Consider the following 13,543-nt stretch of genomic DNA (forward strand, 5'->3'; position numbering starts at 1 on the left):
CTGTCCGGGGCCACCGGATTTTCCTCCGCGGACGACGGTCAGGGGATGCCGTGCCGATGAGGGAACGGGAGGCGGAGCGCCGCAGAAGCGGAAACCGGAGAGCCCCCGGCATCGGAGTCGTCGAGCCCGACGAGCAGCTGGAGCACACGGGTGAGGGGGCGTCCTCCCCGGCCCGCGGACGACCGCCGGGTGGGGCCGCCCCCGCGGCCCCACCCGTGCGCGTCACGCGTCCTGGTGCCTGTCCACCCAGGCCGTGAGCGGCTGCCCCTGGATCGCGGCCGCCATCAGCTCGGGGAACGCGTCCGGGGTGCACGCGAACGCGGGCACGTCCATCGCGGCGAGCGCCGCCGCGTTGTCCCGGTCGTAGAACGGCGCTCCCTCGTCGGACAGCGCCAGCAGCACCACGACCTGCGTCCCGGCAGCCTTCATCGCGGCCACCCGCCTGAGCATCTCCTCCCGGACACCGCCCTCGTACAGGTCGCTGATCAGCACGAACACCGAGTCGTTCGGCTTCGTGACCAGCCCCTGGCAGTAGCGGATGGCCTTGTTGATGTGCGTGCCGCCGCCCAGCTGGGTTCCGAACAGCACCTCCACCGGGTCGGTCAGCTGCTCGGTCAGATCCACCACGGCGGTGTCGAAGACCACGAGCGACGTCTTCAGCGAGCTCATCGACGCCAGCACCGCGCCGAACACGCTGGCGTACACCACGGAGGCCGCCATCGACCCGCTCTGGTCGATCGCCAGCACCACCTCCTTCTGCACGCCCCGGCTCCGCCGCCCGTACCCCACGAGGGTCTCCGGCACGATCGTGTTGTGCTCGGGCAGGTAGTTGGCCAGGTTCCGGCGGATCGTGGCGTTCCAGTCGATGTCCGACACCCGGCGCGGCCGGTGCGTGCGCGCCGACCGGTCGATCGCTCCCCGCACCACCGAACGGGTCTTCTGGGCGACCCGCTTCTCCAGGTCATCGACGACCTTGCGCACCACCGCGCGCGCCGACTCACGGGCCTCGTCCGGCATCACCCGGTTCAGCGACAGCAGCGTCCCCACCAGGTGCACGTCCGGTTCGACGGCCGCCATCATCTCCGGCTCCAGCAGGAGCTGGTGCAGCCCCAGCCGCTCCATGGCGTCCTGCTGCATCACCTGCACGACCGGTGTCGGGAAGTACTCCCGGATGTCCCCCAGCCAGCGGGCGACCCGGGGCGCCGAACCCCCGAGCCCCGCGCTTCGTCGTCCGGAGGAGCCAGCGGGTGCGTCGGACCGGTTGTACAGGGCCTCCAAGGCCCCGTCCATCCCCTGGTCGGCCGCGCTCAGCCCCGAGCACTGGGCCTCCCGGCCGAGCACCAGCCGCCAGCGGCGCTCACGTTCGTCCACGGCGTTCACCCGCGGCTCCTTCCGTTGGTGAGGATGGCCGCGACGGCGGCCAGGGCCGGGGCGGCCCGCTCGTCGTCGACGGGCCTGCGCTCGGTGCTCCGGCTCCGCACGCCGCCACTTCCGATCCGTGCGGCGGCCTCCCCGATCTCCCGCCGCTCCGGGGCGTCGAACGCCCCGAACGTCCGTCGCAACAGGGGCAGGACCGATGTGAACCGGTCCTCCGGAAGTCCCAGCAGCCAGGAGTCGATCAGCCGGAGCAACCGGTCGTCGTGCACGAGGATCAGTCCGCTGCCCTGGAGGAAGCCCTCCACCCAGGCGGCGGCCTCGGCGGGTTCGGTGCCCGGCGACATCGCCAGTCCGAGGCGGCGGCGCAGCTCCTCGGGCGCCAGCAGGGAGGCGTCCGACAGCATCCGGTTGACCCGGCCCGCGATCCGCCCGGGCAGGGTGTCCCGCGTGGACAGGGAGACCAGCGTGTCCCGCCACGCCAGCTCGCCCTCGCCGCCGAGCAGTCCGGCCGCGGAGTGGGTCGCGTCGATCCGCGTGACGAACTCACGCGCCGCGTCGTCGTCCAACCCGTGCACCGCCGGAGCCAGCCCGACGCACACCCGCCGCAGGATCTGCTCGGCGACCGTGCGCAGGCGCCCGCTGTCGGTGCCGCGCACGTCCCCGTACCGGGCCGACCTCGCCAGCGGCGGCAGGGCCTCCATCAGGTGGGTGACGTCGCTGTCGGTCGCCGCCCGGTCCATGAGCAGGGAAAGCACCGCGGGCAGGGCGTCGCCCAGCTCCGCGAACAGGCACTGTTCGGTGAGCGCGGTCAGCGCGGGCAGCGGCGCCTCACGCGCCTGGTGCACCACCCTGGCCGTCGCCGCCGACGCCACGGTGGTCCCCCACTGGCTGGCCTCGATCAGCGCGACGTCCATGTCCGGCTCCCACCGGATCCGCCACGACTCCCGGAACGTGCCCTTCTGACCGCCCTCGGGGATCCGGGGCACGCCCCACTCGACCCCGAGCAGGCGCAGCCGGTGCAGCAGCACCCCGCGTTCGCGCTGGCTGTCCTTGCGCAGGTCGAGGTCGAGGTCCCGGTCGAACGGCTCGGGTGTGAGCCGCAGCCGCTTCTGCGCCGCCATGACGTCGCGCTGCAACGGGACCATGGGGGTGGAGGGCGGCACCGACCCCATGCGCTCGCCGACCGACATGCGCCCGTGGACGAGCGCCGCGCGGGTCGGTTCGCCCTCGCACAGCACGGCGGTGAGCGCCTCGGACACCTCGTCGAGCCCGGCGAGCGGGCGGCCGCGCAGGACCGCGAGGCTCTCGGCCAGCCGCACCCCTTCGATGACGTGCGACGACGACACGTGCTGCCCCTCCTCGCGGAGCATCCGCGCGGCGTCGGTCAGCCACCGCTGCACCGGCCGGTCGGGGGCGGTGAACAGGTGGTGGTACCAGCCGGGGGCGGTCACACCCGCCCCGTAGCCGCTGGCCGTGGCGAGGCGGCCGTGTGTCCAGGGCACCCACGTGGCGGTCACCTTGACCTTCGGCAGCCCCCTGAGCAGGGCGGTGTCGTCCTTGACCGGGTAGTCCGCGACGTCGCGCAGCGCAGGGGCGTGCCAGGCGCCGCACACGACGGCCACCCGGTCGTGGCCCTGCTTCAGCACGGCGCGCAGGGTCTGGCGCATGTACGCCTCGCGGCGCGCGTCCCGACCGGTCTCCGGCCCGGCCTCGGCCCGGACGGCGGCCATGGCGTCCGCGATGGCGGGGAACGGTGAGGGTTCCCCGTCGCCCCGCTGCTCGACGACGTCGTCCCACCAGCGTTCGGCGTCGTCGTACCCCGCGGCCTCGGCGAGGACGCCGAGCGGGTCGGCACGGACCCGTTCGTCCCGCTCCGCCGTCGGCGGGTCGGCGGACGCGGGCTCGGCGTCCGACCCGGGGTCGCCGCCGGGTGCGCCGTCCGCCTCCGGCGGGTCGGCGGCGGCCGTCTCGGCGCGGGCGACGCGCTCGGCGAGCGTGTGCGCCGCGGGAAGGTCGCAAAAACGCACCGGCACGTCGTGGGAGACCGCGTGGCGCAGTGCCGCCCACTCCGGGGAGAAGCTCGCGAACGGCCAGAACGCCCACCCGTCGCGGGACCGGCGACCGTCGGCGGCCTCCGCCGCCGAACGGCCGCCCCTGGGGGATTCGTTCACGTAGGCCAGCAGCGCCACCGGGGGCTCCAGCTCCCCCACCAGGCGCGTGAGCGCGTCCGCCTCCGGCGGCCCCTCGATCAGCACCATGTCGGGCTTGATCTCCTCCAGGGCCGCCCGGACGGCCCGGGCCGAACCCGGGCCGTGGTGCCGCACGCCCAGGACGTGCAGGCCGCTCGTGTCCAGTCGGGCTCGGGCCATCAGGCGCCCACCTCGCGGCACGCGCGGTAGAACTCGCCCCACCCGTCGCGGGCGCGCGCGACGGTCTCCAGGTACTCCCGCCAGACCACGCCGTCGGACACCCGGTCCTGGACGACCGCGCCCTGGATCCCGGCGGCCACGTCGGCGGGCCGCAGTCGGCCGTCGCCGAAGTGCGCGGCCAGCGCGATGCCGTTGGTGATCACCGAGATCGCCTCGGCGGTGCTCAGCGTCCCGCTCGGCGACTTCAGCTTGGTGCCGTTGTCCTCGGTGACGCCCGCGCGCAGTTCGCGGAAGACCGTGACCACGCGCTGGATCTCGGTGAGGCTGGTCGGCACCTCCGGCAGGTCCAGCGCCCGGCCGAGCTGTTCCACCCGCTGGGTGACGATGCGGATCTCGTCCTCCACGCTGTCCGGGACCGGCAGCACGACCGTGTTGAATCGGCGGCGCAGCGCGCTGGACAGGTCGTTGACGCCGCGGTCGCGGTCGTTGGCGGTCGCGATGATGTTGAACCCGCGCTGCGCCTGCACCTCGATGCCCAGCTCGGCGACGGGCAGCGCCTTCTCCGACAGCACGGTGATCAGGCCGTCCTGCACGTCGGAGGGCATGCGGGTGAGCTCCTCGATCCGTCCGATCGACCCGCGCGCCATCGCGGTCATCACCGGGCTCGGCACCAGCGCCGCCTCGGACGGCCCCTCGGCGAGCAGTCGGGCGTAGTTCCAGCCGTACCGGACGGCCTCCTCCGAGGTTCCGGCGGTGCCCTGCACGAGGAGGGTGGAGTCACCGGCGATCGCCGCCGCCAGGTGCTCGGACAGCCAGGTCTTGGCCGTGCCCGGGACACCGATCAGCAGCAGCGCGCGGTCGGTGGCCAGGGTCGCCACGGCGACCTCCACGACCCGGCGCGAGCCGATGTACTTGGGCGTGATCTCCGTTCCGTCCTCCAACACGGAGCCCAGCAGGTACTGGGTGACGGCCCAGGGGGAGAGCTTCCAGCCGGGCGGGCGCTGGCGGTCGTCGGTCTTGGCCAGCGCCTCCAGCTCGGCGGCGTAGGTCTGTTCGGCGTGGGGGCGCAGAGCCTGGGACGCGTCGGTGCTGATGGAGGGGGTGGTGCTGGTCAACTAGAGCTCCTTGTGCATGTCGAGACGGAAGCGGAGGAGTTCCCTCAGAAGCAGGAAGGCCTCGGCCTCGGATCCGCCGCGCGGCGGATCGTACGGCAGGTCGGCGATGTGTTCGGGGGGCAGGTGCTGGCCCGCCAGCTCGCAGAGGGCACGGTAGGCGGACGGGGTGCGGCCGTGTTCGGGGGGCGGACCGCCCAGACGGTCGAGGACCAGCTCGCACAGGTCCCGGTTCCAGGCGGTGCCGACCGCGTGTGCGAGGTGGGCGAGGTCGGTGTCGCGCGTCTTGGCGCGGCTCCGGTCGCGCACGGCGGCCAGGGCCACGGCGCAGCGTTCCTCCGCGGGGAGCACGCCCAGCAGGGCCTCCGCGTTGACGGACTCGCGGCCCCGGGCGGTGTCGGCGAGCTGTCCGACCAGTCCCCCGCCCAGGAAGCGGAGGAGGGCGCGCGCCCACTCCTGATCGCGCTGGAGACCGATGGCGTTGGCGAAGGCGTCCCGCAGGCGGGTCTCGCGCGCGGCGTCGGCCGCCGCGAAGACGACGTCGGGGGTGGCGTCGAACAGGTCGGTCCACACGTCCAGGGGCGCGTGCGTGATCAGGGACCAGGTCCGCTCGAAGACGTCTCCGGAACGGGCGGACGCGGGGGCCACCAGAGCCAGGTCGCGGAGGATGTCGGCACGGGTCGCGGCGATGTCGTCGACCTCCAGCTCCCCGCGTCCGCCGAGTCGGGCGTGCTCGCGGACGTAGCCGCGCAGGCGGTCGGCGTGGGCGCTGTCGGGGAGGCGGGTGAGCAGGGACAGCGCCAGTCCGCGTACGTTGGCGGCCTTGTCGTCCAGGACGGTGTCCAGGAACGCGGCGTCTCCGGGGACGGGGCCGGTGGAGAACGTGTCGAGCAGTCGGCGCCGGAGGTCGGACCTGCCCAACCCGTCCCAGCTCGCCTCCAGGAGGGCGCGGGCGGCGTCCGGGTCGTCGGCGCGCAGGGCGGCGAGGGCGCGACGGCGTTCGTTGGCGGTGCCGTCCGTCCACTCCTCCTCGGCGAAGGCGTCGCCGGGCAGGCGCTCGGCGGTCACGTACGCCCAGTGCTCGTTGAGTCCGGCCAGCCAGCGCCCCCGGGCGCCGACGGCCGCGGCGATGGCGGGCCTGAGGCGGGTGTCGCGCGCACCGTGGTCGAGGAGGGCCGGAATGTTGACGCGGTCCACCTCACGACCGCTGGCCGCGACCATCGCCAGCCACTCGGGGAGGACTTCGGACCGCTGGGCCACGATCAGCGCCAGCCGCTCCGCGGCCGCGGCCGGGATCCGGGGCGGTTCGCCCCCGGGGTCCGGGGCGAGGGGTTCGGCGGTACCGGGCGTGTACCCGGCGTTGCGCCGGACAGTGGCGAGGGCGGCGCGGTCGAGCAGGGCCTCGGCGCCCTCCGCGGCGGAGACGGCGGGCAGGTCGGGGGTGCCGGGGACGGAGCGCCGGGAGGTGCCCACGAGCGCGGTGGAGACCAGGAGGTCCCAGGAGTCTGCCGGGGCGGCGGCGTCCGGGGTCCGGGGGGCGGGTGTCACAGTGCGATGGCCTTTCCGTCCGCGTCCCACACGGTGAGGGGGACGAGTCCGCTTCGGGGTGACCACTCGGCGGCGACGGTGGAGGGGTGGCCGCCGGTGACGGCGAGCAGCCGCCAGGGGTCCCCCGTGCCGAGCGGAAGGGCGGCGCCGACGCGGTCGACCAGGTGCCAGGCCCCGTCGCGGGCGGGGGTGGCGCCGTCGAGGACGACCGGCCAGGACTCCCGCCAGGGGTCGAGCGCGAGCGCGGCGGCGAAGGCGTCGAGCGCGTCGGCCACGGTCTGCCCCTCGGGCGGGGACGCGACGCGGGTGTCGCCGTCACCCGCGGGGACGACGCGGTGCCCGTCGGGGTAGAAGGCGAGCTCGGCGGTCACCTCCGTTCCGACGCGGAAGACGGTGGTGGGGGCCTGTCCCGACCGTCCGAAGCTGAGGAAGAGGGCGACGCGTCCGGTGTCCGCGCCGCGCAGCCACACGCGGCGGGCGGTCATGTCGCCCTCGGAGGCGGGTGCGTCCCGCCGCCCCAGGACCCGCCAGGTGTCGCGGACGCGTTCCCCGTTCGCCAGGACCTCGTCCGCCTTGGTGGTGATGCCGACCCGGGCCCGGACCACCCCGCGGAGGCGTTCGTCCAGGGCGTCCCCGGCGCGGTGCGCGCCGACCAGGAGGTGGATCATGCTGAGCCGCTCCAGAAGGACCTCGGGCCAGCTCCGGGCGCGGACGGCCTGGGGGAGTTCGGCGACGGTGGAGGCCGCGCCGCCCGCCTTCGCGTCCACGAGCCGCTTGGCCATGCGGTCCCAGTGGTCGTAGCCGTGCTTGGGCGCCTCGGCCAGACCGGTGTCGATCTGGTCCGTGAGCCAGAGCCGGAGCTCGTCCATGCCGTTCGCGACGGCCTTCTCCCTCTCCCTGAGGGTGGTCTCGGCCCGCGCGGGGTCGGCTGGCCCGGCGGCCTTCCCCTGCGCCCTCTCCTCGGCCTTGGCCTGGCGCGCGGAGCGTCCGGTCAGCCACGCTCCGACCCACTCGGGGCGCTCGTCGCGCACGTGCACGCCGTCCTGCGCCCACAGGACGAGCAGGGCGAGTACGTGCTTGCAGGGGATCTTGCGGCTGGGACAGCTGCACTTGTAGGCGGGTCCCCCGGCGCCGTCCAGGTGGGCGGCGGCGAGGTAGGGCTTGGCGCCGCTCCCCTTGCACTCGCCCCAGACGGCGGAGGTGGTGCCGGAGGGGCCGGCGACCACTCCGCTCTGGGGCCAGGAACCCGCCTTGGCGACCTTGAGCGCCGCCTTGCGGGACGAGGGGTCCGGAGCCAGAGCCCAGACGTCGTCGGTACTCCATCGATCGCTCACGGGGACAACGCTAGGGAGCGGCACCGACAGTCCGGGGCCAGCGGGACGGCGCGGCGACGGGCCGGGCGCGAAGACCACGCGGATGATCCGACCAACCCCTGAATCGAATGGTCGCCGAGAATACGACAGAAAGGAAACGGGCGACGGTAGCGCCCGAATTCACGCGCCGTTCCCCCGTGTCTTCCGAGCGCCACGACAACGCATTTCCACAGGCTGTTGAGGAATGGCCCGCGGCCGCTCTAGAATTTCACGACCAGGGCGGTCGCCCCGATTTCCGCCGTGCCGGGGACGCTCCCCGCACGACCGCGTCCCCCGCGCGGACCACGCCCTCGGACCACGGGACCGCCCGCTCCTCCCCTCCCGTCACCGCAACGACGCGTCTTCTCCTGGAAGGGAGGGAGGCGGCCCCCGGGGCCGCGCACCCGATGACGACCACCCGACCCGACGGCGGCGACCCGCCGACCGGCCCGTGCCCGCACCAGCTCGCCCGCCTGTACGGACCCCAGCCCGACACCGGACTGGACGAGCTCTGGGAGGGGCTGCGGGAGCGCCACGGCGCGGTCGCGCCCGTGGAGCTGGAGGACGGCGTCCGCGTGTGGGTCCTGCTGGGATACCACGAGAACCTCACCGTCCTGCGGAACCAGCGCCTGTTCTCACGGGACACCCGCCGCTGGCGCGAGGTGGTCGAGGGCCGCGTCGACCTGGCCACGTCCCGCCCGATGCTGTCCTGGCGCCCCAACGCGCTGTACTCGGACGGCCCCCAGCACACACGGCTGCGCACACCGATCGTGGACGCCCTGGCCAGAGTGGACCTGACCGCGACCGAACGCGTGGTCCGGCGGATCTCCGACGACCTGGTGGACGCCTTCGTCGCCGAGGGGAGGGCCGACCTCGTCGCCGAGTTCGCCGGTCCGCTGCCGGTCCTGGTGGTCAACCGCCTGTACGGGCTGTCCGACAGCTACGGACACATGCTCGGCGACCTGACGTCGATCGTCTTCGAGGAGGACACCAAGCGCGGCTCGGACGCGGTGTCGCGGCTCCAGCAGTACTTCGCGGGGCTCGTGGTGCGCAAGAGAGAGCGGCCCGGCGCGGACCTCGTCTCGTGGATGCTGGCGCACCCGGTGGGCCTCAGCGACCACGAGGTCGCCCACCAGGCCGCGCTGATCAACAACGCCAGCCACCAGCCCACCACACACCTCATCGGCAACACCGTGCGCACACTCCTGACCGACCCCGCGATCCGGCAGGCCCAGGCCGACGCACGCGTGTCGATCCAGGACCTCCTCGACCACGTGATGTGGACGGACATGCCGTTCCAGCTGCTCCCCGCGCGATTCGCCCTCCAGGACGTACGCATCGGCGGCGCCGACGTGCGCGCGGGCGACGCGCTGCTGATCGGTTTCGCGCCCGGCCACCGCGACCCCGCGGTCCGGCACGCGCCGGAATCCGGCGACTCCGGGATCGCCCTCGGCAACCGCGCGCACCTCATGTTCGGGGCGGGACCGCACGCGTGCCCGGCGCGGGAGCTGGCGCGGATGATCGCCGCCGTCGCGGTCCGCACGCTCACCGAACGGCTCACCGGGCTCCGGTTGGCCGTGCCGCCCGAGGACCTGCGCATGGTGCCGTCGGTGTTCGTGCGCGGACTGCGGGAGCTCCCGGTCGCGTTCGTACCGGGCGAGCCCCTGCGGCAGGCGAGGCCCGACCCCGCGGCGCGCGGCTCCCGCTGCCCCGCGCCGCGCCCGGCGGCGGAGGACCACCGCGAGCCGGATCTGCTGGACCGCCTCCTGTCCTGGTGGCGTGGGCCGCGCCAGAAGGCCTGACGGACTCCGGAACCGCTCGCGGGGCCCGGCCGCGCCTTCCGGAGTGCGCGCCCCGGCAGTCCGGCGGCCCTCCCGCGCGTGGCCTCGGGAGGGATGCGCCCAGGGGAAAGCCCGCCACGGGAGAGGGTTCCGCGGCGGGCCTTCTCCATGGGGACGTACGGGCGTTCGACTACCTGACGGTGTCGCCCTTCACTTCCCCAAGGAAGGAACTCCACGCCGAGGGTGTGAAGCTCAGGTGACCAAGGTCCCGATTCTCGGTGTCGCGCACGAGGACGGCGTGCGACATCTCGTTGACCTCAACGCAGCTATGCGCACCCTGGCTACTGTACGTGGATGTGTGCCACTCGTTCACAGCGCGTCCTTCCGATCTTTTATCTTCTGCAGCGAAGCGTCAGGGGACAGAGCCCATGCCTGGAGTTTATTGTACACCGACTCCAGATATCGGACATGGGTGACCTCGTCGGTGATATGTTCGCCAACGGAATGATCGGAACAGATTATGGGACTTCGGTCCTCAAAGTAAATGAGGCGGAAGGCGCCGACGGTCCAGGCGAAGTCGCTGATCCCCATCGGGAGGACCTGGACGGAGACGAACTCCCCCTGCGCCTCCTGGATCAGCCGTTCCAGCTGGTCGCGCATCACCTCAGGACCGCCCACCGGCTGGGTGAGGACGAACTCGGGGACGACGACGGAGAGGACGAGATCGCCGTCCGTGCGCAAGCGTTCCCGCCAGGCCCTGCGTGTCTCGACGGCACGCCGCACGGAGTCGCGGCTGCCGACGGGGACCGAGTGGGTGGCGATCACCCGGGTGTAGCTCTCGACCTGGAAGAACCCCGGAACGACGAACGGATGGAAGAAGCGGATCTCCGTCGCCTTCTTCTCGTACTCGTCCGACTGCTCGTACCAGCCGGGGTCGGTCTCGGCGCGTTCCGCGTCCCGCCACATTCGCAGCAAAGCCCCGTGTGTACCGAGTTCCCGGTCCAGGGCCTCCACAATTCCGGCATTGGGAACGCGCACCGCACGCTCGATCTTGCTGAGGTACGTGGCCGAATACGTCGTCAGCCGCGCCAACCGGTCCAGTGAGAGGTTCGCCTGCGTGCGCAAACGCCGCACGTGTTTGCCGAACTCCACCCACCCTGGCCGCTGCCGGTCCACCATGTACCGATCGTGTCAGCCTCTCGGTACCGACGTGTACGGAACTGCCCAGAGCGTGATCTCTTTGTATCCTCCCTTCCCTCGCGTCCGCGCAGGTGGGAACCTCTCTCCATGACCAGTACCAGTGCCGATGCGGTGACCGCGCCATGAACGCCGCCCTGACCGCCCGACGGGACGACGCGCTCAAGGAGTTGTACGCCGCGCTCAGGCGTGCCGACGTTCCCGGAGCCGCCCTCGACCTGTACGGCGATCCGGCGGTGTACACGAGCAACACCCGCACCTGGGTTCTCGGCCGGTACTTCCTCACCCAGCGCGTCGCGGGCAACGGGGCGGTTCTGGAGACCGGTTCGGTGCCCACCCAGCACACGGGCGCGGCGGTCGACCTCATCCGCGCCATGGCGTCCACCGGGCGCGTCGCCTGAGCGCACGAGCGCGGCGGCCCGGGGTTCCGGTTCTCCCCGAGCCGCCGCGCGCCCGTCGTCAGTCGTGGAAGTCGAGCTCCTCGGGCGAGAGCCGCTCGAAGTCGGGCTCCTCGATGGGCCCGCCCGCCCGGTCGGTGACCCGTGCGTCCTGGACCAACCCGATCTCACCGCCCTCCTCGTACTGGACCACGTAGACGCCCTGGTGGCCGCCGTGGTCGTCACCGGAAGAGCTGAACGGCACCAGCCCCGGACCGCTCCACTCCTGGGCCTCCAGCGCGTCGACGAGCGACTGCCGGGTGAGGTCCTCGCCCGCCGACCGCAGGACCTGCGCGACCATCACCGCCTGGCTCATCCCGAACAGGTGCGTGTTGGTGAGCGTGCCGCCGTCCCCGTACTCCTCGTGCACCTCGACGAAGAACCGCGACCAGGCGTCCTCCTCGTCCTCCACGCGCGGCAGGTAGCTCGTGATGATCAGCCCCTCCAGGAAGGCGTCCGCGGGCACGTCCTCGGCATCGCCGCCCTCGGTGAACTGGGCGAGCAGCCCCTGGAGGGTCGCGGTGTCACCGCCGATGCTCGACACCACCCACTGCGGCTCGTAGCCGATGCTCGCCGCCTCCAGCAGTCCCAACGCGACGAACGCCGGGATGCAGGAGCACACGACCACCTCCGCGCCGGACCGCTCCAGCTCGGCGATCTGCGCCCCGAGGTCGGGCACCTCCGACTCGTAGTGCTCGCGCGCCACGACCTCCTCGCCGAGGTACTGGTCGAGCCCTGCCTGGGCGTCGACGCCGATGTCGTCGTTCTGGAACAGGTAGCCCACGTCCTGGCCGGGGAAGTTCTCCGCGATGTAGGCGCCCTGGATCTTCGCCTCCTTCGTGTAGTCCGTCTGCCACCCGTACGTGAGCGGGTGCTCGTCCGCGTTGTTCCAGGCCAGCGCCCCCGACGAGGGGAACACGTCCGGGACGCCCTCCTCGTTGAGGTAGTCGAGGACGCCGCTGTGCGTCGGCGTTCCCAGTCCGCCGACCATCGCGAAGACCTCGTCCTCGATGACCAGCTGACGGGTCACGTCGATCGTCTGGGCGGGGTCGTAGGCGTCGTCCTCGACGCGGTAGTCGATCCGCCGCCCGTGCACACCGCCCTGGTCGTTGACGTACGCGAACACGGCCGCCGCCCCCTGGGAGACCGACGCGTACCCGGGCGCGGCGGGTCCGGTCAGCGGCTGGTGGCTGCCGATGACGACGGCCTCGTCGGTGACCCCGGGCGCGACGTCCAGGTCGACGGCGTCGCCCTCGGTCACCTCGCCGGCGCCGGAGCACGCGGTGGCCAGCAGGGCCAGGGCCAGGGCCGCCGAGACGGCGGCCGGTGTTCCTCTGCGGATGCGCATGGAGTTCTCCTTCTCAGGGGGTGGGTGTCGGCACGGGGGAGCCGCGCCGGGTGGAGACGCGCTGGACCAGACCCTGGATCCCGAGGGGCCAGAAGCGCAGGACGAGGATGAGGACGACGCCGAAGAACACCACGGGGAGGTTGTTCTCCACGTCCCGGCCGAGGTCGAGGGAGCGGGCCAGGTCCGACGCCCACACCTCCAGGTAGACCAGGGCGAGGGCGGCCCACAGCGCGCCCCAGACACTGCCGATCCCGCCCAGGACCAGGGCGGCGAGCAGGCTCAGGGACAGCGCGAGCGTGAAACTGCCGGGGGTGACCGTGCCCAGGACGTAGGCCTGGAGGCCTCCGGCCAGGCCGCCGGCGGTGGAGGCGATGACGAACGCGGCGACCTTGGTCGACCCGACGGGCACGCCCGCCATCGCGGCGGCGGTCTCGTCGTCGCGGACGGCGCGCATCCGGCGGCCGAGGCGGCCCCTGGAGATCGTGGCCAGGACGGCGAGGGACACCAGGACGGTCGTCCACACGGCCAGGGCCCGCCAGTCGCTGGTGCTGACGGCGCCCTGGAGGAACGGCGGCGCCCCGGCGGTCCGGATGTTGAGGCCGTTGCTGCCGCCGAGCAGCTCGTGGTAGCGGTGCGCCAGTCCGGGCAGGCCCACCGCGAGGATGAGCGTGGCGCCCGCCAGGTAGGGGCCGTGCAGGCGCGCCGTCGCGATGCCGACCGCCACCCCGGCCACGGCGGAGACCGCGACGATGATCGCCAGGTTGGCGGTGAGGGGCAGCGCCGGCTGGTGCAGGACCAGCAGCGCCATCCCGTAGGCGCCGATCATCATGAACGCGCCGTGGCCGAGCGAGACCTGGCCGCTGCCTCCGACGAGGAGCTGGAGACCGGCGACGGCGAGCAGGGTGTACCCGACCGCGGCCAGGCGCAGCGCGGTCAGGTCTCCGGTGACGAGCAGCAGGCCGCCCACGCCGACGAGTGCGAGCGCGGCGAACAGCAGGTGTCGTAGGACGGGGATCACGGCG

General features: G+C 73.1%; 11 protein-coding genes. 2 read left to right on the plus strand and 9 right to left on the minus strand.

Translation table 11 applies throughout. From position 1 onward, the window contains the following. Window positions 1–222 precede the first annotated feature (222 nt). The 5 genes from ACIBFB_RS12740 to ACIBFB_RS12760 are packed head-to-tail and all read right to left on the minus strand — an operon-like array spanning window position 223 to window position 7,632. A complete protein-coding gene (locus tag ACIBFB_RS12740; protein ID WP_397229428.1) occupies window positions 223–1,380 on the minus strand; it encodes a VWA domain-containing protein in 1,158 nt (385 codons plus the stop codon). Continuing rightward, window positions 1,377–3,746 (minus strand): DUF5682 family protein, encoded by a 2,370-nt coding sequence (locus ACIBFB_RS12745; protein WP_397229430.1) that lies wholly within the window; start codon window positions 3,744–3,746, stop codon window positions 1,377–1,379. Before ACIBFB_RS12745 ends, ACIBFB_RS12740 begins: the two co-directional genes overlap by 4 nt. Next, on the minus strand, window positions 3,746–4,861 hold the full coding sequence (locus tag ACIBFB_RS12750) for an AAA family ATPase (protein WP_397229432.1): 1,116 nt from the start codon (window positions 4,859–4,861) through the stop codon (window positions 3,746–3,748). The genes ACIBFB_RS12745 and ACIBFB_RS12750 overlap by 1 nt, the downstream gene beginning before the upstream one ends. Continuing rightward, complete coding sequence (locus ACIBFB_RS12755; RefSeq protein WP_397229434.1) at window positions 4,862–6,406, minus strand: DUF5691 domain-containing protein; 1,545 nt, start codon at window positions 6,404–6,406, stop codon at window positions 4,862–4,864. Next, a complete protein-coding gene (locus ACIBFB_RS12760; RefSeq protein ID WP_397229948.1) occupies window positions 6,403–7,632 on the minus strand; it encodes an SWIM zinc finger family protein in 1,230 nt (409 codons plus the stop codon). The genes ACIBFB_RS12755 and ACIBFB_RS12760 overlap by 4 nt, the downstream gene beginning before the upstream one ends. A gap of 533 nt (window positions 7,633–8,165) precedes the next feature. Between ACIBFB_RS12760 and ACIBFB_RS12765 the strand changes: the two genes are divergently transcribed. Continuing rightward, window positions 8,166–9,560, plus strand: a complete 1,395-nt coding sequence (locus ACIBFB_RS12765) for a cytochrome P450 (protein ID WP_397229436.1) — start codon at window positions 8,166–8,168, stop codon at window positions 9,558–9,560. A gap of 169 nt (window positions 9,561–9,729) precedes the next feature. On the opposite strand, the gene ACIBFB_RS12770 is transcribed toward ACIBFB_RS12765, so the two are convergent. Together ACIBFB_RS12770 and ACIBFB_RS12775 are read right to left on the minus strand one after the other, a co-directional pair. Beyond that, the gene (locus tag ACIBFB_RS12770) at window positions 9,730–9,912 is read right to left on the minus strand and encodes a DUF397 domain-containing protein (protein WP_397229438.1); all 183 of its coding nucleotides are present in this window, start codon (window positions 9,910–9,912) and stop codon (window positions 9,730–9,732) included. Next, the gene (locus ACIBFB_RS12775; RefSeq protein ID WP_397229440.1) at window positions 9,909–10,718 is read right to left on the minus strand and encodes a helix-turn-helix domain-containing protein; all 810 of its coding nucleotides are present in this window, start codon (window positions 10,716–10,718) and stop codon (window positions 9,909–9,911) included. The genes ACIBFB_RS12770 and ACIBFB_RS12775 overlap by 4 nt, the downstream gene beginning before the upstream one ends. Window positions 10,719–10,861: 143 nt before the next feature. On the opposite strand from ACIBFB_RS12775, the gene ACIBFB_RS12780 reads away from it, so the two are divergent. Beyond that, window positions 10,862–11,137 carry a hypothetical protein gene (locus ACIBFB_RS12780; RefSeq protein WP_397229442.1) on the plus strand — a complete coding sequence of 92 codons (276 nt, stop codon included), beginning with the start codon at window positions 10,862–10,864 and terminating at the stop codon, window positions 11,135–11,137. A 58-nt stretch (window positions 11,138–11,195) separates the two neighbouring features. Here the strand turns inward: ACIBFB_RS12780 and ACIBFB_RS12785 are convergent, their stop codons facing one another. Together ACIBFB_RS12785 and ACIBFB_RS12790 are read right to left on the minus strand one after the other, a co-directional pair. After that, on the minus strand, window positions 11,196–12,521 hold the full coding sequence (locus ACIBFB_RS12785) for an ABC transporter substrate-binding protein (RefSeq protein WP_397229444.1): 1,326 nt from the start codon (window positions 12,519–12,521) through the stop codon (window positions 11,196–11,198). A 13-nt stretch (window positions 12,522–12,534) separates the two neighbouring features. Next, on the minus strand, window positions 12,535–13,536 hold the full coding sequence (locus ACIBFB_RS12790; protein ID WP_397229950.1) for a branched-chain amino acid ABC transporter permease: 1,002 nt from the start codon (window positions 13,534–13,536) through the stop codon (window positions 12,535–12,537). Between the last annotated feature and the right edge of the window lie 7 nt (window positions 13,537–13,543).

It is taken from the genome of Nocardiopsis sp. NPDC050513 (assembly GCF_044457925.1).
In the GTDB taxonomy this organism is placed as follows: Bacteria; Actinomycetota; Actinomycetes; order Streptosporangiales; family Streptosporangiaceae; genus Nocardiopsis.

Coding starts and splice junctions, on each gene's coding strand:
- ACIBFB_RS12785 (WP_397229444.1), bottom strand. CDS start 12,521: ATGCGCATCCGCAGAGGAACACCGGCCGCCGTCTCGGCGGCCCTGGCC.
- ACIBFB_RS12780 (WP_397229442.1), top strand. CDS start 10,862: ATGAACGCCGCCCTGACCGCCCGACGGGACGACGCGCTCAAGGAGTTG.
- ACIBFB_RS12775 (WP_397229440.1), bottom strand. CDS start 10,718: ATGGTGGACCGGCAGCGGCCAGGGTGGGTGGAGTTCGGCAAACACGTG.
- ACIBFB_RS12765 (WP_397229436.1), top strand. CDS start 8,166: ATGACGACCACCCGACCCGACGGCGGCGACCCGCCGACCGGCCCGTGC.
- ACIBFB_RS12745 (WP_397229430.1), bottom strand. CDS start 3,746: ATGGCCCGAGCCCGACTGGACACGAGCGGCCTGCACGTCCTGGGCGTG.